The organism is Nonomuraea sp. LPB2021202275-12-8 (assembly GCF_037044575.1).
GTDB lineage: Bacteria > Actinomycetota > Actinomycetes > Streptosporangiales > Streptosporangiaceae > Nonomuraea.
The window spans coordinates 1-24,366 of record NZ_JBAHWD010000055.1; the positions used below are offsets into that span (position 1 = coordinate 1).

Annotated in this window: 23 protein-coding genes and 5 pseudogenes; 19 read left to right on the forward strand and 9 right to left on the reverse strand. The window is 69.4% G+C overall.

Features of this window, described 5'->3' with window-relative positions:
- Positions 1-298 precede the first annotated feature (298 nt).
- Both V5E28_RS46155 and V5E28_RS46160 read left to right on the forward strand, forming a co-directional pair.
- Positions 299-832 carry a hypothetical protein gene (locus V5E28_RS46155; RefSeq protein WP_336216647.1) on the forward strand — a complete coding sequence of 178 codons (534 nt, stop codon included), beginning with the start codon at positions 299-301 and terminating at the stop codon, positions 830-832.
- Between the two features lie 813 nt (positions 833-1,645).
- Positions 1,646-2,167, forward strand: coding sequence for a hypothetical protein (locus V5E28_RS46160; protein WP_336216649.1), 522 nt, complete (start codon positions 1,646-1,648; stop codon positions 2,165-2,167).
- 563 nt (positions 2,168-2,730) lie between these two features.
- Here V5E28_RS46160 and V5E28_RS46165 read toward each other — a convergent pair.
- On the reverse strand, positions 2,731-3,153 hold the full coding sequence (locus V5E28_RS46165; RefSeq protein ID WP_336216650.1) for a hypothetical protein: 423 nt from the start codon (positions 3,151-3,153) through the stop codon (positions 2,731-2,733).
- A 274-nt stretch (positions 3,154-3,427) separates the two neighbouring features.
- On the opposite strand from V5E28_RS46165, the gene V5E28_RS46170 reads away from it, so the two are divergent.
- From V5E28_RS46170 to V5E28_RS49905, 4 genes and pseudogenes are all read left to right on the forward strand, one after another.
- A complete protein-coding gene (locus tag V5E28_RS46170; protein ID WP_336216652.1) occupies positions 3,428-4,189 on the forward strand; it encodes a hypothetical protein in 762 nt (253 codons plus the stop codon).
- Between the two features lie 325 nt (positions 4,190-4,514).
- Positions 4,515-6,617 carry a DUF4132 domain-containing protein gene (locus V5E28_RS46175; RefSeq protein WP_336216654.1) on the forward strand — a complete coding sequence of 701 codons (2,103 nt, stop codon included), beginning with the start codon at positions 4,515-4,517 and terminating at the stop codon, positions 6,615-6,617.
- 281 nt (positions 6,618-6,898) lie between these two features.
- Positions 6,899-7,465 (forward strand): annotated as a pseudogene (locus V5E28_RS46180) (hypothetical protein); the annotation flags it as partial.
- 35 nt (positions 7,466-7,500) lie between these two features.
- Positions 7,501-7,593: pseudogene (locus V5E28_RS49905) on the forward strand (hypothetical protein); the annotation flags it as partial.
- A 2-nt stretch (positions 7,594-7,595) separates the two neighbouring features.
- Here V5E28_RS49905 and V5E28_RS46185 read toward each other — a convergent pair.
- Complete coding sequence (locus V5E28_RS46185) at positions 7,596-7,757, reverse strand: hypothetical protein (protein ID WP_336216657.1); 162 nt, start codon at positions 7,755-7,757, stop codon at positions 7,596-7,598.
- A 23-nt stretch (positions 7,758-7,780) separates the two neighbouring features.
- Here V5E28_RS46185 and V5E28_RS46190 point away from each other — a divergent pair.
- The 3 genes and pseudogenes from V5E28_RS46190 to V5E28_RS46200 form a co-directional block, all read left to right on the forward strand.
- A pseudogene (locus V5E28_RS46190) lies at positions 7,781-8,086 on the forward strand (serine hydrolase); the annotation flags it as partial.
- Complete coding sequence (locus V5E28_RS46195; RefSeq protein WP_442945987.1) at positions 8,020-9,789, forward strand: VWA domain-containing protein; 1,770 nt, start codon at positions 8,020-8,022, stop codon at positions 9,787-9,789. The pseudogene V5E28_RS46190 and the gene V5E28_RS46195, both read left to right, overlap by 67 nt.
- A 183-nt stretch (positions 9,790-9,972) precedes the next feature.
- Positions 9,973-11,208 carry a serine hydrolase domain-containing protein gene (locus V5E28_RS46200; RefSeq protein WP_336216659.1) on the forward strand — a complete coding sequence of 412 codons (1,236 nt, stop codon included), beginning with the start codon at positions 9,973-9,975 and terminating at the stop codon, positions 11,206-11,208.
- Positions 11,209-11,222: 14 nt separating this feature from the next.
- Here the strand turns inward: V5E28_RS46200 and V5E28_RS46205 are convergent, their stop codons facing one another.
- The 3 genes from V5E28_RS46205 to V5E28_RS46215 all read right to left on the reverse strand — a co-directional run bounded on the left by V5E28_RS46205 (position 11,223) and on the right by V5E28_RS46215 (position 11,999).
- Positions 11,223-11,414, reverse strand: coding sequence for a hypothetical protein (locus V5E28_RS46205; protein ID WP_336216660.1), 192 nt, complete (start codon positions 11,412-11,414; stop codon positions 11,223-11,225).
- 69 nt (positions 11,415-11,483) lie between these two features.
- Complete coding sequence (locus V5E28_RS46210; protein WP_336216661.1) at positions 11,484-11,651, reverse strand: hypothetical protein; 168 nt, start codon at positions 11,649-11,651, stop codon at positions 11,484-11,486.
- Positions 11,652-11,660: 9 nt separating this feature from the next.
- Complete coding sequence (locus tag V5E28_RS46215; protein WP_336216662.1) at positions 11,661-11,999, reverse strand: hypothetical protein; 339 nt, start codon at positions 11,997-11,999, stop codon at positions 11,661-11,663.
- A gap of 61 nt (positions 12,000-12,060) precedes the next feature.
- Between V5E28_RS46215 and V5E28_RS49910 the strand changes: the two are divergent.
- From V5E28_RS49910 to V5E28_RS46230, 4 genes and pseudogenes are all read left to right on the forward strand, one after another.
- A pseudogene (locus tag V5E28_RS49910) lies at positions 12,061-12,339 on the forward strand (amidohydrolase family protein); the annotation flags it as partial.
- 10 nt (positions 12,340-12,349) lie between these two features.
- Positions 12,350-13,078 (forward strand): amidohydrolase, encoded by a 729-nt coding sequence (locus V5E28_RS46220; RefSeq protein ID WP_336216684.1) that lies wholly within the window; start codon positions 12,350-12,352, stop codon positions 13,076-13,078.
- 12 nt (positions 13,079-13,090) lie between these two features.
- Positions 13,091-13,318, forward strand: a complete 228-nt coding sequence (locus V5E28_RS46225) for a hypothetical protein (RefSeq protein ID WP_336216663.1) — start codon at positions 13,091-13,093, stop codon at positions 13,316-13,318.
- Positions 13,315-13,614, forward strand: a complete 300-nt coding sequence (locus V5E28_RS46230; RefSeq protein WP_336216664.1) for a hypothetical protein — start codon at positions 13,315-13,317, stop codon at positions 13,612-13,614. Before V5E28_RS46225 ends, V5E28_RS46230 begins: the two co-directional genes overlap by 4 nt.
- A gap of 30 nt (positions 13,615-13,644) precedes the next feature.
- Here the strand turns inward: V5E28_RS46230 and V5E28_RS46235 are convergent, their stop codons facing one another.
- Entirely contained in the window at positions 13,645-15,642 is a 1,998-nt protein-coding gene (locus V5E28_RS46235; protein WP_336216665.1) for a hypothetical protein, read from the reverse strand.
- Positions 15,643-15,754: 112 nt separating this feature from the next.
- Positions 15,755-16,051, reverse strand: a pseudogene (locus V5E28_RS46240) (helix-turn-helix domain-containing protein); the annotation flags it as partial.
- Positions 16,052-16,085: 34 nt separating this feature from the next.
- Between V5E28_RS46240 and V5E28_RS46245 the strand changes: the two are divergent.
- Together V5E28_RS46245 and V5E28_RS46250 are read left to right on the forward strand one after the other, a co-directional pair.
- Entirely contained in the window at positions 16,086-16,442 is a 357-nt protein-coding gene (locus V5E28_RS46245) for a DUF1048 domain-containing protein (RefSeq protein ID WP_336216666.1), read from the forward strand.
- 1 nt (position 16,443) lies between these two features.
- Positions 16,444-16,770, forward strand: coding sequence for a DUF1048 domain-containing protein (locus V5E28_RS46250; protein ID WP_336216668.1), 327 nt, complete (start codon positions 16,444-16,446; stop codon positions 16,768-16,770).
- Between the two features lie 19 nt (positions 16,771-16,789).
- On the opposite strand, the gene V5E28_RS46255 is transcribed toward V5E28_RS46250, so the two are convergent.
- Positions 16,790-17,839: an aldo/keto reductase gene (locus V5E28_RS46255; RefSeq protein ID WP_336216669.1), complete on the reverse strand. Its 1,050-nt coding sequence runs from the start codon at positions 17,837-17,839 to the stop codon at positions 16,790-16,792.
- 166 nt (positions 17,840-18,005) lie between these two features.
- Here V5E28_RS46255 and V5E28_RS46260 point away from each other — a divergent pair, with 166 nt between their 5' ends.
- Both V5E28_RS46260 and V5E28_RS46265 read left to right on the forward strand, forming a co-directional pair.
- On the forward strand, positions 18,006-19,766 hold the full coding sequence (locus tag V5E28_RS46260) for a hypothetical protein (protein WP_336216670.1): 1,761 nt from the start codon (positions 18,006-18,008) through the stop codon (positions 19,764-19,766).
- The gene (locus V5E28_RS46265; protein WP_336216671.1) at positions 19,763-20,137 is read left to right on the forward strand and encodes a hypothetical protein; all 375 of its coding nucleotides are present in this window, start codon (positions 19,763-19,765) and stop codon (positions 20,135-20,137) included. The genes V5E28_RS46260 and V5E28_RS46265 overlap by 4 nt, the downstream gene beginning before the upstream one ends.
- Before the next feature lie 7 nt (positions 20,138-20,144).
- Here the strand turns inward: V5E28_RS46265 and V5E28_RS46270 are convergent, their stop codons facing one another.
- Positions 20,145-22,499: an HD-GYP domain-containing protein gene (locus V5E28_RS46270; RefSeq protein WP_336216672.1), complete on the reverse strand. Its 2,355-nt coding sequence runs from the start codon at positions 22,497-22,499 to the stop codon at positions 20,145-20,147.
- Positions 22,500-23,020: 521 nt separating this feature from the next.
- Between V5E28_RS46270 and V5E28_RS46275 the strand changes: the two genes are divergently transcribed.
- Together V5E28_RS46275 and V5E28_RS46280 are read left to right on the forward strand one after the other, a co-directional pair.
- Positions 23,021-23,422 carry a hypothetical protein gene (locus V5E28_RS46275; protein WP_336216673.1) on the forward strand — a complete coding sequence of 134 codons (402 nt, stop codon included), beginning with the start codon at positions 23,021-23,023 and terminating at the stop codon, positions 23,420-23,422.
- Between the two features lie 101 nt (positions 23,423-23,523).
- Positions 23,524-24,264, forward strand: coding sequence for a VOC family protein (locus V5E28_RS46280; protein WP_336216674.1), 741 nt, complete (start codon positions 23,524-23,526; stop codon positions 24,262-24,264).
- The last annotated feature ends 102 nt before the right edge of the window (positions 24,265-24,366 follow it).

Here is a 24,366-nt window from a genome sequence, read left to right on the forward strand (position 1 = left end):
ACACTCACCTAGATCAACATTTCAGGCCCCTGACCTGCGGTTTAACAGCCGCAGGTCTTTTGTTTCGTGTCCTTGGTAGGCAGCAGGCGGTGCCCCGCATGCAGCCGTAAGACCATGATCAGGGGACATGCGCGGGATGATCTTGATGCCGTTTTCCCAGCTCAGGCCCTGATTTTTCGCTATCCCGGCCTCCGGTACCCGTTACGCACGTCAGGGGATTGGACGGCAAGCGGGCCATACGGCCTGTCGGCAGATATCGGTTGGCTGCTTCCACGATATCCCTGGACAATCGCCTATCGTGATGGGGATCTCCGGCTTCGAACCGACCTTTCTCGTCGGGCTTGAAACCGTCCGGGCGAGACATGGACGGGGCCTGGCCGCGCTTGGTGGCCGGCGGCTGACGGGGTTCGCGCTCGTGCGTTTTGCCGAGGACGGGGACTGGTTCGCCGACTGCCCCGTCGTCCTGCACTTCGACGGCATCCAGGTGGAGATCTGCCACTGGAAGCTCGATGAGCTGTCGATCGCCTGGAACACCATCGACACGACGGCCACGATCAGCGACTGGGAGTGGTTCGAGCTAACTCCGGCGTGGTCCCACACCGACGAGCGCCTTGAGCCGTTCGTCGGCCAGGAACTCCGCGAGGTTGCTCTGCTCGAGTGGCGGCCATCACTGCGTCATGACCTGGCCGACGGAACTCTCGCCGTGGAGTTCGTCTTCGATACCGGCCGTTTCCACATCGCCAACGCTCTCGATGAGAACAGCATCGAGGTCGGCGAAGCCCATCCGGAATTCGTGCGACACCGGCTGGGCCGGTACACGCAGCCAAACTGATCAGTACCCGAGCTCTCCTTGGGCGTAGCCGGCGACCATCTCATCGGCGCCTCGTGCCGCATGCGCCAGCAGCGAACGATCCATGAAGTGCACCCCGCCTGGCAGCGGCCGCGGCGAAAGCCACGATCAGCCCATCCTCATTACCCAGCCCGGCCAGGATGTCACCGCAGCCGAAAGAGTCCCATCGCTGTCCGCCCAGCCACAGGGTCGACGCCCGGAGTCTGTCATCCGTCAGGACCGCCGCGCCGGCCTCCAGCTCAGAAAGACCGATCGCAGACAGAAAAATGCAGCGCCTGCCCACGTACAACCGGGGACGCGTCGACCACCTTGCCGATCGCCGCCGGGACACCGGCGCCGTCTTCGAAGGTGCCCAGGCGGTCAGCGAGTCGAGCGCCCAGAACAAATCTTTTCGAGCAGCCTGTCCCCAGGGAGCATGCCCAACCTAGATTCCACTCGGGATCTCCTGCGATGAGCCGGGTGCTCGCCCGCTGAATGGACACTTCCTTGCGGCTCTAATGCTCTTGCGCAGGTCGGCCGCCAGGTACTGGAGTTCCTCCGCTGACGACGACCACATCGTAGGCGTGGACGATCGTGGCCGTGAAGTCACAGATCACAGGCGGGTGCATCGGCATGGGCGGCCACCGGGGCCGACTCAGCTCATGGCGTCGAGGGCTTCCCGGCAGCGGCGGAGCAGTTTCTCGTCATCGACGAGCTGCGCGCTGCCGTACCCATGGTCGGACGCATCGTGCCTGCGCCCTCCCCAGCTCGGCTTCCAGGAGCGGCCGGGCCTCCACGGCGGCCCGCCCGAGTTCCGTGCAGAGCTCGGCCGCCTCCGTCCGGGTGTGCCCGTTCAGCTCCCACGCGCGCGCCACCACCGGCAGTGTGGCCGTGCTGCACGACCTGGCCGTGGCCGGCGACCACCAGGCGGGCCTGGCGGTCGCGGACTGGTGCGCCGAGCAGGGCAGGATGGACGAGCTGCGCATCCTGGCTGACGCCGGTGTCGGTCCCGCCAGTCGGCGGCTGTGCGAGTGGCTGACCGACATCGGCCGCGTTGACGAGCTGAAGCTGCGCACCCTGGCCGGCGACTACAGCGTGCGGGTCTCGCTCGTACGGATGGCCGAGACGGCCGAGTGGGCGGCGGGCAGGAACTCCTCTCCGGAGGGCTCGAATCGGACGGGTCCGTCGTGCCGGGCCCGGTTCGATGAAGGATCACTTCTAACTGTGGCAGGGGCGTGGGCTGGTGTCGGTATACGCGGTTCCGGTGCGGATCGGCGACGTTGTACTGCTGGTAGAAGCCGTGCAGGTGGCCGGATCAGAGCCGACCTCACGGGCTGACTCCGCGCGGGAGCGGGCGATCGACGCCTTCGACCGAGCCAGGAGGCCATCGTCGCGCGCCCCCGATCGATCTCGGCACCTGACCGGGGCCTGCCCGGGCGTGGGCGCGCCCAGTGCAGTTCGCGCCGACGCGCTCCCGCCCCCGCTGGGCGAGGACTTCCTGCAGGAACGGTTCGACCGGATCATGGAGGGGCTCCCCCGGTCCTGAGGCACGTTCGGAGCTTCGAGGCCCGGGTCGGGCACTTGTGATTTCTCCCGCCAGAACGGATCATTCAAGCATCGGTCAGGCCATCCATGGAGTCGCAGGACCTCAGTGCTGTTCCGTGCTCAGGAAGAGGGTGATCCGAGGCCAGGATCGCCCACCGACAGGAATTCTCCGCTCCCATCAGCAGGCTCCCCGCTCAATCAACGACCCGGCCTCGTCTCCCCGGCATCGATGAGCTGCGTCCACACAGCCGGCCCGAGGACCGGGTCGTGACGTAGGTCATGCAGCAGCCGCCCTTCGGGAAGCGCGTCGGCCAGCGAGCACCCCGAGCGGCTCGGCCGACGGGGCGGTGGCCGGTTCACCGAGGAGGGGGCGCGTCGCGGGCCCTCGGCGAGGAGCCGGTCGCGGGATCGCGGGTGAGCTCCACGACCCCGGGGCCGGACAGGACCTCGAACATGCGCCCCAGGTCCCGGGCGGCCTCGCGGCGCCAGAGATCACGCAGGCGCTCTTCCTCCTGGTCGAGAACGAAGTACTCCTGGCAGGCCAGCCACACCGTCTCTTCGAGCCGGACCATCGGCATCTCCTCCAGCCCGTACATGGAGTTGAGCACGTCCGGCAGGATCTCCTCGAAGATCTCGGCCAGGATGGGCTCGGGCCGCCACGTCGCGACGGGCACGGTCACCGCACGGCCCAGCTCCGGCAGCGCCTCGAACGCGCGCCGCCACAGCGCCTCCGGCTCGCGCAGCAGGGGTACGGCCTTGGCCACGCCGCACCGCTTCATGATCACCTGTGCCGCCCGAGAGTAGCGGCCGGGATCAGGCTCAGCACCGCACGCAGCACAGCCGTGGCCAAGAGCCCGACGCCGATACCGAGGCTCCCCTCCCCGTGCCACCATCCGCTCTCGACCGAACCCAGCCCGTACGTCCCGATTTCCCCCACAACGCGTGGAAGGCGGAGCATAGACGTAACCTCTTCCCGTACGTCGGTGGAATGCGACCAAGGAGAGACCCCTGCGACGAGACAGACTCCCGCGGCCGATACTGATCATCGCCTCAGTGCTGAGCCTGCTCGTGCCGAGCGGCTGCGCCATCGACAAGGGCACCGCACTCGCCGCGGACTTCGACGGGGACTGGGCCGGAACGCCGGACGTCACGAAGATCCACACGACCAAGAGCAACACGCTCCCCTTCGCCGGCACCGCGACCGGCACCCTGATCCTCAAGGACGGCACGCCGGCCGACCGCGTGACCAGGCTGGCGGACGATCTCAGGCAGTACGTCGCCGAGCACGACGCCATCACCGGCCGGATCACGGCGGGCACCGTCACCTTCACCGTAGTCGCGGACCAGGCACGCGCCGATGAAGTGCTGGCGCTATGGCGGTCACTGACGACCGACGGCAGGATGCTGACCGGCGACATCAGCGACGCGTCCACGAAAGAGACCGGCCGCTGGCGGATCGCACTCACCGCGGCCGACGCCGCGGGCGCGGCAGCGCTGTTCGAGGACCTGGTCACCGATGGCGACCAGCACCGGCCCCTGTCCGACGTGATGTCCCTCGAAGTCCGCACGGGCCGCGACGTACGACCCGGAATCACCGTCGGTACCGACTTCCACGGCACCCTCCCCACCGAGGCGATCGCCGCGTACGAGGCGGTGGCCGCCCGGTACGCCGTCGTCCGCGCCTCTCTCGCAGCTGATCGTGCGAGCATCGTGGTCGCGAGGGACGAGGAAAGGGCCCAGGCCCACGAACTGGCCACGACGGCGGCACCCGGCCTCGGCACCGCCATCAAGGTCACCAGCGACGGCGGCCCCTGATACCCGGACGCGACTCAGCGGACCGTTGCTCCACCGCGCCGTCGCTGTGAAGCAGCCACGCGTGAGCCTGCAGTCATGGCCGAAGGACAGAAGGACATCGCCAGTCGATCGCGTCCACGTCGCCGCCCGCGCTCGGCGGCTGCTGCACGCTGCTGTTCTGTCGTTCGCTGCTGCTATAGATGACGCCACCACATGATCTTCACGCAAACGGGATGTTCGATGGCATCAGTGACGTTACGCGATGAGACCACGACCAGCCGGGCGATGGAGAAGCTCTCCCTGCTTGAGCGGATCGCTAAGCTCGCCCCCCTGGTCGGCGGCTGACATGAGCGTTCTCGACGGCGTACTCTCTCCTCTCGCGCAGCGCCTGCTCTTTCTGCTCACCGGAAGCACGGACGACCCCACCTATTGGCCAGAGGTCTCCCGGCTGAGCGTCGGCCTGGCCGGACTGGGTGATGGCGCACCGGTCCAGGCCACTGGCGGCTCCGTACGGACCAGGTACAGGCTCAAGGAACAGGCCACGCGGCGGCTGGTCGAGCCGGCCCGCGAACTGGTCAAATTTCTGCTGGCGGAGGTCAGAAGACACGCCTACGGTCCCTTCACCACGCTGGTGGCGGCGGGGCTGGCGGGCATGGACGCCGAAGTGCGCGCCACGCTCGCCGAGAGCTCGGGACCGATCGCGGTCGCCGAGATGGACCTGGTGCTCGGCTGGAACGTGGAGCTCCGGGCGTTGTTCTGCGAAGCGGTACGGCCACCCGAGCCGCTGCCCGGCTTGACCGAATGGCTTGGCGGCCAGCCCTGCTACTTGAACTTCGCCCGTACGGCTCTGGAGGATGCGCGGGCCCGGGTCGCGGGGATCCACGCGGGCGAGATTCCGTACAAGGCGGAGAAGGCGTTCGACGGCGCAGAGAAGGCGGCGCTCGGCCGGGCGGTACGGCTGGCGCTCCTGCGCGACGAGCCCTGGCTGCCCGAGCTGCTGGACGAGCTGGTACGTGGGATCGCGGTAGCGCCCACCCAGGCCAAGACCCTGCCCTCCCAGGGGCTGCTGTTCGAGATCGCCCGCGCGGTGGAGGAGCACCCGACGCCCGAGGCGATCTCCGCGCTGCGCACCGCCCGCCGCATCACCCGGCACGGTGGGGTGCCCATGCAGCTCGATCGCAAGTTCAAGCGCATCGAGCCCGCCCTGGCCGACCGGCTGGAGGTGGCGTTCAGACTGCCCGACGGGCGGGTACGGCAAGCCGTCGGCGAGCACACTGCGGTGATCTCGATCGACGGCAAGGTCGAGCTGTCGTGGTGGCATGGCGACAAGAGGCTGAAGACGGTCCCGGCGGCGGTCAAACGAGAGCACCCCGATGAGGTCAAGCGGCTGCGCGAGCTGGCCAAGCAGACCACGCAGCAGCAGGCGACGCTGGCCAGGGCGCTGGAGGCCGGGTACGCCGGCACGACGACCCCGCCGTACCGGCAGTTGGAGGGGCGTCCGATCGCCGATCGGCTGATCTGGGAGTTCGAGGTCTCCCCCGGCGTCTGGCGCGCCGAGCTGGGGATGAACGTGCCGGACGTTCCGGTGCGGCTGTGGCATCCGGTCCGCGCGTCGGTGGACGAGGTGCGCACCTGGCGGGAGGCCATCCAGGACAAGGAGCTACGCCAGCCGTTCAAACAGGCCTTCCGCGAGATCTACCCGCTCGCCCCCGCGGAGGAGGCGGCCGGGGATCGGTCCAGCCGGTTCGAGGGGCACGTGGTGCACTATCGCCGGCTCCGCGCGCTGTTCAAGGACCGCGGCTGGCAGTCCCGGTTCCAGGGGCACTGGGAGGAAGATGGCGACGCGCACCGGGTCATGACCGGCGGACAATGGCGGGCGACGCTGGAACATCACCTGTGCGACGAGATCTACGCGGAGATCGGCCAGGCCCGCTTCCAGCGGAGGGCCGGCGGCGGGTGGCGTGACGTGCCGCTGGCGGAGGTGCCCGCGCTGGTGTTCAGCGAGGCCATGCGGGACATCGACCTGTTCGTGGCCGCCGCCTCCATCACGACCGATCCTCAGTGGGCCGACCACGGGCCTGACCGGCTGCGGAACTACTGGCAGAGCGGCTCGTTCGCGGCTCTGCCGCCCTCTGCCGAGGTGCGACGCGACGCGCTGTCCCGCTTGATCGGGCGTACGGTCATCGCCGACCGCTGCACCTTCACCGACCGCTTCCTGATCGTACGAGGCGACCTGCGCACCTACAAGATCCACTTGGGGTCGGCGAACATCCTGATGGAGCCCAACGACGCCTACCTGTGCATCGTCGCCGCCCACGACTCCCATGCTGGGCTGTTCCTGCCCTTCGAGGAGGACGGCCGGTTGGCGCTCATCCTCAGCAAGGCCTTCCTGCTGGCGAACGACACCGCCATCACCGACCCCACCATCACCCGCCAACTCCGGATGTGACCTTCTGCCGCATGGGTCGAGCAATTCGGAAGGACCAAGCCCCCCACCTGCGGCCGGCTGAGTAGGGGCTACTCATGCCTTTCCTGGCCGCCGACCTCATCGTTGGATCGTCCGACAGCTTCGGGAGGTTGACCATGACGTCTCCGTTCGTGCCCTACAGCCGGCGCGATGTCCTGCACGCGGCGGCCGGGCTCGGCGCGCTCCTCGGCGTCGACCTGGCAGGGCTCGGCCAAAGAGGGCCGGCCACGTCGGCGGGGCTGAGCCACGACGCGCGGACCGCGATGGCGGGGCCGTTCGCGTGGGTCGCGCGCCACGACCTGACCGCCGATCAGTTCCAGGCGGAATGGAACAGACTCGCGGGGCTGGGCTACCGCCCCACGCACGTGGACGGGTACACCGTCGCAGGCCAGGCCCGGTACGCGGGGATCTGGGAGCAGGCGCCCGGCCCGCCGCTGATCGCCAAGCACGGGCTCACCTCGGCGCAGTACCAGGCGGAGTTCACCCGCGTCACCGGCCTCGGGTATCGCCCGGTCGTGGTGAGCGGCTACGAGATCGGCGGACAGGCGCACTTCGCGGCCATCTGGGAGCAGACCGGCGGCCCGCCCTGGGTGGCCCGTCACGATCTCACCTCGGCCCAGTACCAGGCCGAGTTCGACCGCCTGCTCGGCCTCGGCTACCGGCTCGTGCTCGTGGACGGGTACCAGGTCGGCGGGCAGGCGCGGTTCGCCGCGATCTGGGAGCAGACCGCGGGGCCCGCCTGGGTGGGACGCCACAACCTCACCGCCGCCCAGTACCAGGCCGAGTTCACCAGTCTCACGAACCAGGGGTACCGCCCGGTCCATGTCAGCGGCTACCTGGTGGCGGCACCGAGCTGTTCGCGGCGATCTTCGCACACGGCGACGGTCCCGTCTGGTCGGCCAGGCACGGTCTCGACTCCGCCGCCTACCAGGCCGCCTTCGACGATCACGTGCGCCGTGGCTACCGGCCGGTCAAGGTGAGCGGGTACGGCCTGCCGCGCTTCGCCGCGATCTGGGTGAGCCAGACCGCCAACGACTTCTCCCGCGTCGACGCCACCGTCAACCGCCACCTGGCCGCCTCGGGCGTCGCCGGCATCTCGCTGGCGATCGCGCCGCGGCGCACTGGTCTTCGCCAAGGGGTACGGCCTGGCCAGGCGGGACACCGGCGAACGACTCACCGAACGGCACATCATGCGGCTGGCCAGCCTCGCCAAGCCGATCACGGCGGTCGCGATCATGCGTCTCGTCGAGACCGGCCGCCTGGCACTCGGCCAGCGCGTCTTCGGGGCCGGCGCCCTCCTGGGGACGCGCTACGGCACCAAGCCGTACACCGCGGCGCTGCAGTCGATCACGCTCAGGCATCTGCTGGAGCACACCGCCGGAGGCTGGCCCAACGACGCCACCGACCCGATGTTCACCAACCCCACCATGAACCACGCGCAACTGATCACGTGGGTGCTGGACAACCGGCCGCTGCAGTTCGCGCCCGGCACCAGGCACATGTACTCCACTCCCAGGAGAAGGACCGTGACCTGGCCAAGGTCGCGCAGACGTACAGTGCGAGCGGCGGGCACCAGGTCGGCGACTCGTGCGCCACGGTGACGGTCAAGGCCGTGAACTCCGGCACCGCGATGCGCAGACTGACCAACGGCTGGGACGAGGACAAGTACGGGCCCCGGCCCGATGTCTGGAGCCCGGCCTCCTCCGTCTGGGTGACGATCCTCAATCAGCAGCCGACCAAGGACGGCACGCACCCCGCCGCACGCCAGCAGCATTCCTCGATCGTACGCACGCCGCTGGTCATTGCCATACCAGAGCCCCAGGCCAAAGCGCTCGGCTGGCCGAAGAAGCCGCTGGGATGGGCAGACCTGGCCGAGCTGAGTGTCGACCAGGAAGGCTGGGGCACTTACGACCATCCCGAGTGGGGATCGTTCAAGCTCGGTAAGACCAACCCGCACTACTCCACCTCGGGGCTCAACGCCACGATCGGCGCCTATTTCGCCGCGACCGGCCTGCACAGCATCTCCGACATGACGGTGGACGACATCCAGGGCACCAAGGTTCGCCACTTCGTCGAAGGCATCGAGGATTCGATTCAGCACTACGGCGACATCTCGCTGACCTTCCTGGAGAACCTCTATCGCGCCGATCGGGACGGGCGAGCCCTCGAATACATGTCTGCGCTGACCGTGGAGGAGAACTCGGTCATCGACTACAACCGCGGTAATCCCACGGGCGATCCCGACGCACGCGGCACCCAAGCAGCTCCGAACACCCGGCTGGTCCCCATCTACCCCCAAGAGAGGACCATGTACTCCGACCACCCCTACGTGCCGCTGACCTGGATGCCGCCGGGCAAAAAGGCGGTGGCCGACGACTTCTTGCGCTATCTGATGAACGACGCCAAGCCGTACCTGCACAACGCCGGATACCGCGTGGACGACGGCACCGCCGCGCCCCCCGTCGAGGGCACGCCCGGTCTGCGAGACGGCAGCCAGATCAACACGCTCAACATGCCCGCACCGGAGGTGGTCAACGCGGTGTTGTCGAGCTGGTCGGAGCTGCGGAAAGAGGCGAGCGTACTCCTTGTCATCGACAAGTCGGGCTCCATGAAAACCCGGGTACCCGCCGACGGCAGGACCCGGCTCGACCTGGCGAAGGAGGCGGCCGTCGGCCCCCTTGCGCAGTTCCGCGCTGACGATGAGGTGGCGCTGTGGGAGTTCTCCTCCGAGTTGAGCGGCGAGATCGACCATCGCCAGTTGGTGCCGCTCGGGCCGATGTCGCGCGTCAGGCAGCAGCTCAAGACACAGATCAAGGCCATCGAGCCGCGGGGCGAGACCGGCCTGTACGACACCATGGCGGCAGCATTCGAGCAGATGCGCAAGGACAAGCGGGGCGACGCCATCAACGCAGTTGTCTTCCTGACCGACGGCAAGAACGAGAAGAGAAAGCCGGGCAGGGATCTGAACCGCCTGCTGGAAGTCTTGAACAAGCCGCTCGCGGAGTCGGTGCGGATATTCACGATCGGATACGGGGAGGAAGCGGACCAGCAGGTGCTCAAGCGCATCGCGGACGCGACGGAGGCACACGCCTACAATGCGACCAATCCCGACCTGATCGACGAGGTCTTCGCTTCGGTCTTCTCCAACTTCTGACCGACTGGTGCTACGCGCGAGCTTCGGTATTCAACTCAGCGACTCTCCCCGCCCGAGGCCGAGGGCCCGGATCGCAGCGCAGTGGTGCGACCGCTTGCTACGTCTACTGGTCCGCTTCGGCGGAGACCCGGGGCATCCGTAAGATGTATCGCTCAAGTAGTGGATGTGACGTAAGGGGCATAAGTGACCGGCCTTTCCCGTAGGGCTCTTCTCGCGGCGGCGCCGGTGGCGCTGATAACCGGACGACCGGCGCAGGCGGCGCCGCCCTCCCCTGTCGTACGCACGCTGGGCACCGCGCCGACGCAACTGGCCGGGTACGACAACCTGCTCAAGAAGTTCGTGCTGGCCCGCCAGATCAGGGCGGCGCAGCTGGCCATCATGAAGAACGGCAAGATCGTGCTCGCGCGCGGCTACGCCTACGACGACTACTCCAGGGTGCCGCGCACGCCGTCGCCGACGTCGTTGTTCCGGATCGCCAGCCTGAGCAAGAACATCACCTCGGCCGCCGTCATGCGCCTGGTGCAGGACGGCAAGCTGAGCCTGTCGGCCAAGGTCACCCAACTGCTCGGCCTCACCCCGGCCGACGCCCGGATGCAGCAGGTCACCGTGCTCCGCCTGATGCAGCACCTCGGTGGCTGGGACCGCGACGTCTCCAAGGACCAGCTCTGGCTGGACCACACCATCTCGGCCGCGCTCGACGTGCCGCTGCCGATCGGGCACGACGACATCATCCGGTACGCCACCGCCCGCCCGCTCAATCACGCCCCGGGCACCAAGATGGTCTACAGCAACTACGGGTACATGCTGCTCGGCCGGATCATCGAGAAGGTCTCGGGACAGCCCTACGAGACGTACGTCATGACCAAGCTGCTCCAGCCGCTCGGCATCACGCGCATGCGGCTCGGCAAGAGCCTCAGGAGCGAGGCCGCGTCCGGCGAGGTCAGCTACGAGTCGCAGTACACGAACAAGACCGTCCTGGACACCTCCGGCACCACCGTCCCCTACCCCTACGGCGGCTTCAACATGCCCAACCAGGACGCCAACGGCGGCTGGCTGGGCTCCGCCGTGGACCTGGTCCGCTGGACCCTCGCCTTCGACCGGCCGGGCACCGTGCTGAGCACGGCCTCGATCGCCAAGCTGGTGGCCAAGCCGGAGATCGGCGTCAACGAGTACGGCTCGTGGTACGGCGGCGGCTGGTGGTGCCGCCAGGTCACCGGCCATCTCAACACCTGGCACGACGGCTCGATGCCGGGCACGTTCGCGTACCTGGCGCGGCTGCAGAACGGGTTGAGCTACGCCCTGCTGTTCAACCGGCGCGAGGAGAGCGGCTCACTCGACTACGACGGGATCGACGACGACATGAACAAGGTGACCGTGTCCTCCTGGCCCACCACCGACCTGACCTCGAAGTACTTCTGACCTGATCTGCCTCGTCAGGTCTGCGGGCCGCAGGACCAGGAGTGATCCACCAGGGTGAGGGGCGAGCCGTACCGCTCCGGTTCCCAGCCGTCTCGCTGGAAGAGCTTGGCAACCGCGTCGGCCGGGCTTTCGGCGTTCTCGCCTGTCAGGCCCGCCGCCTCGGCGAGGTCATTGACCCGTACCAGGTAGCGGGCCTCGACCTGCACGGACGACGGATCCCGGACCTCCTGGGCCGGCTCGTCCTCGTCCTCCTCCAGGTCGCTGAACGGATTGCCTCAACCGGTCTGACCCGCGCAGACGTTGGCGTAGGCGAGTGCGGAGGAACGCAGCCGGTTGAGAGCCGCGGCGACGGCCGGGTAGTCGTCGGGCGAGCTGCTGACCACCTGTGCGTGCTCCTTGATCGCCTCTCCCAGCTCGGCGGCCCTGTGCAGCAGGTCTTCCACTGCTTTCTCCTATGAGTTCTTGTACGGGTAGTGCTTGGTGTGTGAGATCTCGCCGTGCTTGTTGACGTAGTCGACGTGCACATGATCGTCCTTGGAGCACTCCTCTCGCATCTTCGCACGACCCCCATGTCGGGCATCCTCCTGCGCCGCGTCGACGGCTTCATCACGGCTGTTGAACCGCTTGGTGCCGGAGTTGGCCTTGCTCGGCGCGTTCTTGCGGATGGGCATGGAGAGCGGGCCGAAGCCCGGCCGCTCCGGCGGGTACGGACTGCGCCACGGCCCCGGCGACCGCCCGGGAAAGCCGGCCAGTGCCAAATTGCCGAGACCCGGCCTGCCGGGCGCGGGCATGCGCAGCGCCTTCTTCTACGCCTGGGGCAGGTCCGCGGCCGGGTTCGACGAGGCGGAGCGGATGCGGCTGGTGCTGCTCGGGCAGCGGGCGATGGCCTCCTACGGGTTCACCACCGTGCAGGACGGGCGCCTGATGACGCTCGCCGACCTGGAGATCCTGGAGCAGGCGGCGGCGCGCGGGCTGTTCGACCTGGACGTGGTCGCCTCTGCCGACCTCGCCCTGGTGCCCGAGCTGGGCGAGAGGGCGGTGTCCGTGCCGGAGTACCGTAACCGGTTGCGGATCGGCGGGGTGAAGCTGGGGCTGGACGGCTCGCCGCAGGGCCGTACGGCGTGGCTGACCCGCCCCCTACCTGACCCCGCCGGAGGGAGAGGGCGACAGCTACCGCGGTTACCCGTCGATCTCGGACTCCTCGATCGTGGACGCCGCGGTCACCGACGCGTACGGCAAGGGCCGCCAGGTCCTGGCGCACACCAACGGCGACGCCGCGATCGACCAGTTCCTCGCCGCCGTCAGGAAGGCCACCACGCGGCATCGGCCCGCCGACCCCCGCCCGGTCGCCATCCACGCCCAGACCGCCCGGCAGGACCAGCTCGACGCGATGCGCGAGCTGGGCGTCATCCCGTCCTTCTTCTCCATGCACACCTTCTACTGGGGCGGCTGGTACCGCGAGACGGTGCTCGGCGAGGAGCGCGCGGCCGGCATCTCGCCGGCGGCGTCCGCGCTGGCTCGGGGCATGATCTACACCTCGCACCACGACGCGCCCGTGGCCCTGCCCGACTCCATGGCGATCCTGTCCAGCCAGGTCACCCGGGTCACCCGCAGCGGCCACGTCCTGGGCGAGGAGCAGCGGGTCTGCCCGATGGACGCGATCAAGGCCACCACCATCAACGCGGCCTACCAGTACTTCGAGGAGGCCACGAAGGGGTCCATCACCGTCGGCAAGCTCGCCGACCTGGTGATACTCACCCGCAACCCACTGACAGTGCCGCCGGAGGAGATCCGCGCCATCCAGGTCGTCCAGACGATCAAGGAGGGCAGGGTCGTCCATCCGGAAACGCCGGAGAAGCCCAGCAGTTGAGGGAGAGCAGCCATGAGCAGTCCAACCTTCACGGACCCGCCGCAGAACGCCCCCGACGGCGACGACTTCTTCACCCGGCCCACGTCGCTGCCCGCGGGCGAGTACGGCGACCCCATCTACCAGCGCCTGCTGACCAACCCGGTCGCCGCGCTGGAGAAGGGGCGCAACTGGCTGGTCCTGTACCTGTCGGAGAAGGTGAAGCACACCAGGAGAAGTTCAATCGCCAGCTCCAGGCCATGAACCCCGACCTGACGATCAGTGTGCCCATCCGCATCGCCCAGTCCGCCGACGACACCCGGGTCAAGGCCGAGACGACCGGCGTCGGCGAGATGGCCGTGCCCGGCACCAACGCGCTCGTGGGTGAGCTGCTGAAGACCAACCAAGCCGGCCCGTCCGGCCTGCAGTACGTGCTCTACGGCCAGAAGGAGGTGCCCATCCCCGATCTCGACCCGGCCGACCTGCACGCCCACTTCGCGACCATGAACCACGACCTGCCGGCCATGACCGCCTGGCTCCGCGACCTGTTCGCCGTGTGACGGGGGCGGCGCGCAGGTCAAGAATCACGATCAGTTCTTGCGCTTCTTCCGGCGGCCTAGGGCTCCCGGCGGCCGGGTGGGGACGAGGCGGAGGGGGTGGCGGGCGGTCTTGCGGAGCGGCTCGGCGACCAGCTCGCGTAGCTCCCGCAAGCCCACGGCATCGGGGTGTCCCGAGGCCAGGATCGCCTCCACGAACTCGTACGCGTCCCCGCCCCCCATCATCCTGAGCTGCTCGACAAGCCCCTCAGGCCCCGCGAGCTCCAGCACCGACAGGAAGTTCTCCGCTCCCAGCAGCAGGTTCTCCCGCTCACTCAACGACCCGGGCTTCATCTGTCCGGCATCGATGAGCTGCGTCCACACGGCGGGCCCGAGGATCGGGTCGTGACGGAGGTCATGCAGCAGCCGCCTTTCGGGAAGCGCGTCGGCCAGAACGCGCAGCATCGGCCCCACCCGCGTACGGAACGGGCACTCCCGCACGGCCCGCAGCAGCATCTCGACGTCCTGCCCCGGCCGGGCCAGCCACCCCTGGAGCTCCGCGACGGCGTCCTCCGGCGGGTAGTGCTGAGCGAGCACCCCGAGCAGCTCGGCCGGCGGGGCGGTGGCCAGTTCGCCGAGGAGAGGAGCGTCGCGGCCCTCGGCGAGGAGGCGGTCGCGGACGCCGCGCACGCCGAGCGGAGTGAGGCGGACCAGCGGGAGGTCGGGCTCGGCGAGGGCGGTGCGCAGGCGTTCCACCGCGTCCGGTGGGAACGGGTGGTCGTCGTGGTCGAGGTCGCTGGCGTAGAGGGGGTCGGCCGGGCCGCGGGTCAGCTCCACGGCCCCGAGGTCGGACAGGACCTCGAACATGCGCCCCAGGTCCCGGGCGGCCTCGCGGCGCCAGAGATCACGCAGGCGCTCTTCCTCCTGGTCGAGAACGAAGTACTCCTGGCAGGCCAGCCACACCGTCTCTTCGAGCCGGACCATCGGCATCTCCTCCAGCCCGTACATGGAGTTGAGCACGTCCGGCAGGATCTCCTCGAAGATCTCGGCCAGGATGGGCTCGGGCCGCCACGTCGCGACGGGCACGGTGACCGCACGGCCCAGCTCCGGCAGCGCCTCGAATGCGCGCCGCCACAGCGCCTCCGGCTCGCGCAGCAGGGGTGCGGCCTTGGCCACGCGGAGGAGCCGACCCTTGCTGACGCGGGTCAGGCGCAGCTTCCTGGCCCAGGCGAGCAGCAGGTTGAGCTGCGGCAGATCGGCGGCGCTGCGCACGCTCAACTGGTCCTCGCCGGTGCCCAGCAGGGCCGACAGCTCAAGGGCGTCGGCGACGCGGAGGTTGCCCGCGTCGGTGAGGGCGCGGCCGTCCTTGCCCGCCCAGCCGGCCAGGATGATGAGACGCTGGACGGTCCGGCTGCGCGCCGCGGCCTCGGTCAGCTCGGACGCGGGGGACAGGGAGACGGGCGGCTGGGGGAAGGCGCGTTCCTCGCCGATGCCACCGTTCACCAGGCGGTTCTGCATGATCTTGTCGAGCACCTGCTCGTCGTACGGAACACGACCGGCGTCGAGATCGCGCTTGAACCGCTCGAACGCCCCCGGAACAGTGAGATCGACGCCCTGGCCGAGAGCCGTGTACGCCCAGAACGTCGCCACCCCCCGCAACGTCGGATCGTCGAGCGCGGCCGCGTACTCCGCCCGCACCCCGGCGATGATCTCCTCCGCCTCCGCCGGCGTGGCGCCGCGCGGGTCGCGAAGGCCCGTGACGTCGAGATAACGCAGATACGTGCGCAGCACCTCCGGGGCGAGGTCGAGCTCCTCCCGCGGGGCCGTCACCTTGTACGGCACGTACCGCAGCAGGAAGAACCTGATGCGCGCACCGTCCCAGTACGCCAGCCGGCCGTCACGGCTCTCGTGCCGCGCGTCGACGGCGGCGGAGAGCAGCAGGCCATCGACCGGATGCCCGTGCTCCTCCGCCCAGGTGACACACCGCCGGATCAGCAGGTCCTTGGCGGCCTCGAACTCCTCGGCCTCTTCGGGCTCGAACCAGGTACGCACCAGCCAAGCCTCTCATCCCTCCAGGGGCACCGTCTCTCCTGTCGGACGAGGTTCTCGGCTCTCGGCGAGCCGCCGCAGCCGGGCCGGCCCGCCCGCCCGGGCGCGATGGCGCTCAGGTCGGTGCCTGATGCTCGCCCGGCGTGACGACGCCGGATTCGTACGCCAGGACCACCGCCTGGACCCGGTCGCGCAGCCCGAGCTTCGTCAGGATGCGCCCCACGTGGGTCTTGACCGTGGTCTCGGACAGGAACAGCTCGGCCCCGATCTCGGCGTTGGACGCGCCTCCTGCCAGGCTGAGGAAGACGTCACGCTCACGCTCCGTGAGCACCTTGAGCACGGCGTCCGGGTCGGTGTCGGCCTTCGCGACGAGCCGCCCGATGAGCCGGCGGGTCGTGGCGGGCGCGATGATCATCACGGATCGACAAGCTCAAGGAGGGCGGGAGATGAACTTCTGGGAGACCATCACCGGCAGCGATCTCACCAGGGAATGGAAGGCGTTCGAAGCCCGGGCCGAAGCGCTGCCGGCCGGCTACCGGGCGGCGTGGGACAAGATCAAGGGCCATCTCTTCCTCTACGGGGACTTCACCGGCCGGAACCTGATGCCGATTCTCGACGGCGCCCTGGGGCTGCTCGAAGAGACCGCGGCCGATGGGCAGAGCGTTCACGAGGTGCTGGGCGACGACATCGAGGGGTTCTGCGCGGCGCTGGCCGGCGGAGAAGGGGCCCGGAACTTTCGCGACCGCTGGCGCGAGCAGTTGAACAGGAACGTGGCCAGGAAATTGGCCCGGCTAGGAGGCTGACGTGGGCATCCAGGACATCATCGAGGGCAAGAAGCAGTGGCGGGCGCACCTGGCCCGGGTCAAGGCGCTCCCGCCGGACTACCAGATCGTCTACAAGGAGCTGCAGAGATACTTCTTCAAGGTCGGGCCGGTCGAACTGACTGACGGGTCCCTGCTCACCGGGATCGTCGACTTCTTCGAGGAGGGCGCCGCGGCCGGCAAGGGAGTCCTGGAGCTCATCGGCAACGACGTCGCCGCCTTCGCCGACGACCTGATCAAGGACTCACGCACCTACGCCGACCTCTATCAGGAGTCCATCAGCGGGAAACCCGGCACGGCCGGCGAGTAAGGCCCGTGACCCGGCCGGGTCAGCTCGCGGCGCGGTCGCCGAGCGGGCGGCGGCGCAGTGCCGGGTCGGTCAGGGGCGCGGGGCTCCAGAGGCCGACAGGGTGATAGACGTTGGTGCCGGGCGGCACGAGCTGGTCGATCCGGTCGAGCACGGTGTCGTCGAGCACCAGCGAGGAGCCCTTCAACAGGCCTTCCAGCTGCTCCATCGTGCGCGGACCGAGGATGACCGAGGTGACCGCCGGATGTGCCGCGACGAAGGCGACGGCCAGCTCCGGCAGGGTGCAGCCTAGCTCGTCCGCCAGCTTCACCAGCTCCTCGACGATCTCCAGCTTGGCGGCGTTGACCGGGATGGACGGGTCGAACCGCTCGGGAGCCTGCGCGGCGCGGCCCTGCGACATGTCGACCTGCTGCCCCCTGCGGTAACGGCCGGTCAGGAACCCCCAGCCCAGCGGGCTGTAGGTGAGCACCCCCAGGCCGAGCCGCTGCGCCGTGGGCAGGACGTCGCCCTCGATGCCGCGGGCCAGGATGTTGTACGGCGGCTGCTCGGTGCGGAACCGGTACAGGCCGCGCTGCCGGGCCACGTGGTAGGCCTCGACCGTCTCGTGCGCCGGGAAGGCCGAGCTGCCGAAGGCGCGGATCTTGCCCTGCCGTACCAGGTCGGTCAGTGCGGAGAGGGTCTCTTCGATGTCGGTCCGGTGGTCGGGACGGTGGATCTGGTAGAGGTCGATCCAGTCGGTACGCAGCCGCTTGAGACTCGCCTCGACCGCGCGCGTGATCCAGCGCCGGGAGTTGCCGTTCCGGTTGCGCCCCTCCCCCATCTGGAAGTGCACCTTGGTCGACAGCACCACCTCGTCCCGCCGGCCCTGGAGCGCCTTGCCCACGATCTCCTCGGACTCGCCCGCCGAGTACATGTCGGCGGTGTCGACGAAGTTGATGCCGTGGTCGAGAGCGGTGTGGATGATGCGGATGCTGTCGTCGTGATCGGGGTTGCCGGCCGAGCCGAACATCATGGTGCCGAGGCAGTGGGTGCTGACCTCGATGCCAGTGCCGCCGAGGATGCGATATCTCATACTTCCGCACCGTAGGGTCTAGAGCCGACTCTAGGTCAAACCGCGCTCGCACGCGTACTGCGCGTGACGAAAAGGGCGCATGCCTGAATATCACTTTCTAGTAGTCACACTGTGACGGTTCGTCTAACGTGAGTGAGGCTGATCTCTCCCCCGAGAGGAGCCGGGCATGTACACCAGTCCTCCCGAGCCTTCGCCGTCCGTGGACCCGTCGGCCACGCCACAGGTCCCCTTCGGCGCCGCGATGCGGGACGCGACCCGGTACATGTCGGTCGCGGCGTACCTGGATCCGTCGTTCCGCGAGACGGCGCTGCACGAGCTCGTCCGCAACCGCCACCGGGGCGTCGCGCCCTCGCACGGCGGCTTCGACGTGGTGCCGGTGCTGCGGCACTGCCTGCGCGCGCGATCGTTCCTGATCATGCGCGAGGTCGTGCTGACCCTCGTGCTCGTCGGCGGCCTCATCTTCCTCACCGAGGGCACGATCCAGGTGCTCGCCGCGGTGCTCCCGCTCGCCCTGCTCACCGTGCGGCCGCTACGCGGGCTCCCCCGGCCGCACAAGTTCTTCGCCTGGCTGATTCTCTCGGTGCTCGTGTCGGTGCCGGCGACCCTCGCGGTCATAGCCGTGCTCTCCGCACGAGTGCTCAGCTTCGGTGTCGGAACCGCCGACGACCTGCCGACCGCGGCCGGACTGCAGGTGCAGCTGCTCATCATGATGCTCCTTCCCATCGGCGTGGCGGTCGGCTACCGGATCGCCGTCTACCACGTCATCTCACGTCGGCTGCGTCCGGGGACACCACCGCCGCACGAACCGTCGGCCGACGCGGAGGTGGAGCAGCGGCTGCAGTGGATCGGCGCGGCGCAGCACGGGAACGTCACGCTCTACTCCGGCCGGAACCCGTTCCTCGGGGCCGGCGACGCGGCCCGGGCCTGGACCATCGCCGTCGAGATGGACCGGACGGCGGACGCCCGGGACAGCCCCGGGCCCGTGCGTCCGCTGGTCGAGATCGACCCCCTGGAGCTGCACACGTTCGTCCGGGAACGGCTGGCGCAGATGAGCGCGCGGTCCCACCCGGCGGGCATCATCAACCTGCGTATCCGGGACCAGATCGTCGCCACCGGCCGGTTCAACCAGCTGCACGGCTGGAACGGCAGCGGCCCGGCGCTGCATCCGCTGGTCGAACCCGGCCAGCTACGACCGTGGACGGGCCTGCCCGACCCGGTCATCGCCGCGGTGATCCGCAGCCCGCAGGCGGGCGCGCGGCACTACCAGCGGCTGGACATCAACTCGGAAGGGCCGAGCGTGCTCGACCCGGCGGGCCGGACCGTCATCCCGGCCGAGGACCGCGGCACCTCGGTCACCGCGTTCGTCCACCTCGCGGTCGAGGGCCGCATGCTCTACACCGAGTTCGTCGTCACGGTGCTGCCGCCGGTGGCCAGGGCGTACCGCTCGGTGGACGAGCTGCCGCTCTCCTCGCCTCCGCTCCTGGCCTACCACGCGCTGCGCGGGCGCTCGCTGTACCTGTTCCGCGACATCGCCGCCGCTCCGCTGCGGCTGCTGCGCATGGGCTGGCAGGCGTTCCGGCACCGCATCGGGGTGGACGACCCCCGGGCGTACACCGCCTACGATTACGGGGCCCGGCTGAGCCTGCGCGAGCTGGGCGCGGCCGAGCGAGCGGACACCCTCATCCAGGAACTGGACACCTTCAAGTACACCAAGCTCGTCGAGGAGCGGCTGACCTCGGCCGTGCTCGATTTCCTGGAGGACAAGGGCGTGGACACCGCCGCGTACCGGCGTCAGGCCACCGCGGTCTCGGTCTCCGCCACCATGCACCAGGAGTTCAGCGGCGACTTCTCAGGGGCGCAGTTCGGGGGCCCCGGTTCCCAGTTCAGCCAGAACGTCAATATGCAGCGAGCAGAGGGCGGCGCATGACTGACAAGGGCAAACAAACCTACAGCGGAACATTCACCGGCAGCCAGTTCGGCGGCGCGGGTTCCCATTTCACGCAGCACGTCATGGGGGGCGGCCCGGCCGCCGACCCGGACCTGGTGAGCCTGGAGGCGCTACTCAAGGATCTGATGGCGCACGTGGCGGCCCGTTCCGGCGAGATCGACCATCCCGAGCGGGCCGGCCGCGACGCGGATGAGATCCTCAGCGAGGCCGCCCGCCCGGCTGCGGATCGGGACACGGGCCGCATCGCCGACGCGTTCCGCCGCCTGCGCGACCGCCTCCGCCCGGTCGCGGACTTCGCCGATTCGCTCGGCAAGCTCGCCGAGCTCCTGACCAAGTTCGTTCCCTCCTGAGGGTAGTTCAGCCCTGGTCGTACTGACTGTCGACGACGGCCAGGAACGCCTCCACCAGCTGAGGATCGAAGGACGCTCCCGCTTCCTGCCTCATCATGTCGAGAGCCGCTTCGAGGCTCCGCGCCGGCCGGTAAGCGCGGTCGCTGGTCATGGAGTCGAACGCGTCGGCCACGGAGATGACGCGGGCGATCTCTGGAATCTCCCTCCCCACCAGGCCCCTGGGATAGCCGCGGCCGTCGAAGCGTTCGTGGTGGTGCAGAATCCCCTCCAGAGCGGCGCCGGCGACCACCGATCGAGCGGCCGGTTCCAGGAGGTCGTCAAAGAGCTCCACCGATCTCGCGACGATGCTCACCCCGCAGCTCGTATGCGACTGGATCAGCGAGAACTCCTCCCAGGTGAGAGCTTCGTCCTTGTTGAGCACGATGCCGGGGACAGCGATCTTGCCGATGTCATGAAAAAGCCCAGCGAAGCGTACGGCCTCCAACGTGTCAGGCCGCATTCCCAGCTGGCCGCCGATCAGGACGACCAGCCGGGAGATACGCTCGCTGTGCCGTCGCGTGTACGGACTCTTGACCTCCAGCGCTGTCATGAGCACCTCGGCCAGGTCGTCGGCGGTCACCCGGGCGGCCTCGAACCGGTCAGGCGACCGGGCGGCGCCGTACCCGGCATCGGCCCAGGCCCGCCACTGTGCGAGCGCGTCCTGCGGGCGTCCACGTGCGACCAGTAGCCCGGCCATCCGCAGGGCGGCTGCCCTGTCGCCGGCATCAGCGGCGGCCCGCCCGTGCGTGAGGGCTCGCTCTGCTCGGTCCTGCTCGTCGAGCAGATCGGTCAGCATCGCGTTCGCGGAGCCTGCACCGGCCTCGGCCCGGGCTCGCCAGAGCGCCACCGCGTCATCCACCCGGCCCTGCCCGACCATGAGCGTGGCCAGGAGCCCGGCCGCCTGCCCGCTACCGGAACGGACGGCCTGGCGGTACAGGGCTCCCGCATGCTGGTGGAAGAGGCGGTGTTGCGCGGCGTGCGCGACACGGGTCTGGTCACCGGGATCGGTGAGTTGGTCGACCAGAGCCTGCCAGCAGGTACCGGGTACTTCCGCCAGGCGGCGTTGCTGACCGGCGTGGTGCTGAAGGTAGTCGGCGACCTGGTAGCCGGTGATCTGGCCCATCGTGGTGGGGCCGGTCACCGGGGCGAGGGCGGCCGCGGCGCCGTTCAAGGTGCCGGTGGCGTACGCGAGGGCGGTCTCGAACCAGTCGGGCGGGGCGGCGGCGCGCTGGCGGACGTCGCAGTATCCGGGCGCTGCGGCACGCAGCAGATCCGGACTGAGCGGAGAAGCGACCCCGAGGCGAGTGGCGTCGATGGCGGCGTTCAGCAGGGCGGCGGCGTAGGGATCGGCGCCGCGCCATCGACCCACGAGTTGGGGAGCCGCGGCGATGATCTGGGTGAGCCCGTAGTCCCCGTCTCTCAGGGCCAAGGCGATCCGCTGGTCCCCGGAGGTCGCCACGGCCGCCGCCCGCTCGCGTTCGGCGGCGCTGAAGGAGCTGGGCAGATGAACCACGTCGGCCAGGTCGAGCAGTTCCCGTTGCGCGGCGTACAGGTCCGACTGTCTCTGGCCCGGCATCGCCGTGAAGGCGTTGTAGCGCTCGGGCCAGATGGTCGCGACCAGCACCGCGCCTGCCTGCAGCAGGACGCGGACGGTGGCGGCGCTCAGTCCGGCCGAGCCGCCCAGGAACCGTTGCGCCTCGTCGAGCCAGACGACCAACCGATCGGTCCTCTGCTCGGCGGCCCGCCGGACCTGGTCGGAATCAGCGGGATGCAGCAACCACCAGTGCGGCAGCACCGCTCCGATCGCCTCGTACGCGCATCGGGACTTACCCACCGACGACTCACCGACCAGCACCACCATGCCGCCCCGGCCGGCAGCCTTCGCCAGCAGCTCCCGGACTCCACGCGGGGCGGTATCGGTGTCACGAAGAACGTAGGCGGGAAGGTCGCCGGTCGCGCCCGGAGCGTCGATCGCGGCATGCACGCCCAGCCGCCGCGGGTCGGCCTGCGCCACCCGGATCAGGCCGGCGGTGCCGGGGGCATCGGCGGTGAGCGCGCGTTCCCGTGCCCCTTGCCAGGCTCCCCATCGCTCGCGCGGAACCGCGCAGGCCCGCAGGAACACCTCCAGCGTCTCCCGGCTGGCCCGGCCCTTGTTGAGCAGATCCGACAGCGTCGAACTCGGCAGCCCGTCCCCCGGCCGGTTGCCGGGATTGGCCGCTCTGTCGAGGTCGGCGTACGAGCGGCCCGCCCGGATGGCGCGGAGCGCGGAGATCAGCTCGGGGACGGTGTGCACCTGGCCGGGGTCGGGCATCTCGACGTGCACCAGTGACGCTCCTCCCGTCCTGACATCCCCGTCCGGCGACTGGCTCGGACGGCGTCGGACCGGTTCCACCTCCTATCGTCGATGCGGCTCCAGTGGCCGTCCAGCCTGCGCGCCCGGTTCACGCTGCGCGGTGATGCCTCCGGCGTGCTCCGCATCCGGTGCCGGACCTTGTTCCCTGCGCTGAGCTTGGCGAACAGCCGACGCCTATCTCGGAGGAACCACGATGGAGCTTCTGGTCGACCTCATCCCGCTGGCCGTCGCCGCCCTCGAACTGGCCACCGCCCTCATCCATCACAAAGGCGCGCGCCGGTGAGGGGCAAGCCTGCGGCACCGTTCCATCCCTGGGTAGCCGGGCGTTCGCGGGCTCGATGCCGAGATCTGCCCCTGAGCCACTCGTGGAGTCGTGTCAGCGGTCGCGTCAGCACGGCGACAGCCCGCTATCAGAGCGGTCGGCGATCGTCATGGTCATGAACGGAGCAACGCCCGCCCGTTCCACCTACGCACTGAGGAGCACCCCCATCATGACCATCACCCTCTCTGACCAGGACCAGCGCACCCTCCGCATCGCCGGTTGGGGCGCCGTCTGGCTGATGTCGGCCGCCGGTGCCGCCGGCTCGGCCCACAAGGCCGCCACCAACGGCTCCATCGCCCTGACCTCCGCCACCGGCCTGGCCGGCCACGTCCTGGCCAAGGCCCCCAAGGGCCTGACCGGCAAGACCACCGCCGCGCTCGCCGACCAGGTGCTGCCCGCCCTGACCGCCTCCATCACCCTGCTCAAGCAGCAGGCTCCGGAGGAGGCCGGCAACTTCCACCGCACCGTCACCGTCGCCATCGACGCCGCCGTCCAGTCCCAGAAGGGCGAGCCCAGTCCCACCATGACCGACATGGCCCGCAAGATCACCGAGGCCCTCGTCGCCGCCTGACCACCGTGCCGACCCCCTGCAACTCCACGCCACCACGGGGTCCTCTCCGGACCCCGTGGTCGCGCCTTCTCGGGCTCATACCTGGATTTATGATCGGCGGCATGGCACTGCGACTTGTACAGGTGAACTTCAAGGCCCGGGATGACGCGGCGCTCGGCCAGTTCTGGGCGGAGGCGCTCGGCTGGGAAGTTTCCAGCGAAGCACCCGGCGTGACCAACCTCGAACCCGAAGGCGTGGCCTGGCCGGACCCCGCCGGCTTCTACCTGGACTTCGTCGCCGTCCCGGACCCCGAGTCGGTGAAGTACCGCGTGCACCTCGATCTCGCCACCACCTCCCCCGCCCATCAGGCCGAATTGGTCGCGCGCCTGATGAAGCTCGGTGCGACGCCGGCCGATGTGGGCCAGGGCGACGTCCCGTGGACGGTTCTGGCCGACCCGGAGGGCAACGTGTTCTGTGTGCTGGAGCCCCGGGAGGTCTACCGGGACACCGGGCCGATCGCCACGCTGGTGGTCGACTGCGCGGACCCGCGGGGCATGGCCCGGTTCTGGGGCGAGGCAGTGAGCTGGACCGTGCACGAGGTGACCGACGATCATGCGCGACTGCGCTCCGCCGAGGGTGTCGGGCCGTACCTGGAGTTCCTCCGCACCATGCCCAGCGCGCGGACCGTGTGGAACCGCATCCATCTCGACCTGCTGCCCGACCCCGTTGACGATCAGGCGGCAGAGGTGACCCGGCTGCGGGCTCTGGGCGCGACCCCCGCCGACGTCGGCCAGGGCGCTGTTTCGTGGCAGGTGCTGGCCGACCCGGAGGGCAACGAGTTCTGCGTCCTCGGACGGGGCTGACGCAGCAGAGTTTCGGATCGGCGCCTCGGATGTCCACCTGGCCGCTAGGGCGGGGCCCAGGTACCGGGGTCCATCGGCGGCAGGCGTCGCCGCCTGAGCCGC

Bases quoted from the DNA above. Each gene is read 5' to 3' on its own strand.
- V5E28_RS46165 (WP_336216650.1), bottom strand. From the start codon at position 3,153: ATGAAGCGGTGCGGCGTGGCCAAGGCCGTACCCCTGCTGCGCGAGCCG.
- V5E28_RS46175 (WP_336216654.1), top strand. From the start codon at position 4,515: ATGAGCGTTCTCGACGGCGTACTCTCTCCTCTCGCGCAGCGCCTGCTC.
- V5E28_RS46215 (WP_336216662.1), bottom strand. From the start codon at position 11,999: ATGCCCGCGCCCGGCAGGCCGGGTCTCGGCAATTTGGCACTGGCCGGC.
- V5E28_RS46225 (WP_336216663.1), top strand. From the start codon at position 13,091: ATGAGCAGTCCAACCTTCACGGACCCGCCGCAGAACGCCCCCGACGGC.
- V5E28_RS46230 (WP_336216664.1), top strand. From the start codon at position 13,315: ATGAACCCCGACCTGACGATCAGTGTGCCCATCCGCATCGCCCAGTCC.
- V5E28_RS46245 (WP_336216666.1), top strand. From the start codon at position 16,086: ATGAACTTCTGGGAGACCATCACCGGCAGCGATCTCACCAGGGAATGG.
- V5E28_RS46255 (WP_336216669.1), bottom strand. From the start codon at position 17,839: ATGAGATATCGCATCCTCGGCGGCACTGGCATCGAGGTCAGCACCCAC.
- V5E28_RS46260 (WP_336216670.1), top strand. From the start codon at position 18,006: ATGTACACCAGTCCTCCCGAGCCTTCGCCGTCCGTGGACCCGTCGGCC.
- V5E28_RS46265 (WP_336216671.1), top strand. From the start codon at position 19,763: ATGACTGACAAGGGCAAACAAACCTACAGCGGAACATTCACCGGCAGC.
- V5E28_RS46275 (WP_336216673.1), top strand. From the start codon at position 23,021: ATGACCATCACCCTCTCTGACCAGGACCAGCGCACCCTCCGCATCGCC.
- V5E28_RS46280 (WP_336216674.1), top strand. From the start codon at position 23,524: ATGGCACTGCGACTTGTACAGGTGAACTTCAAGGCCCGGGATGACGCG.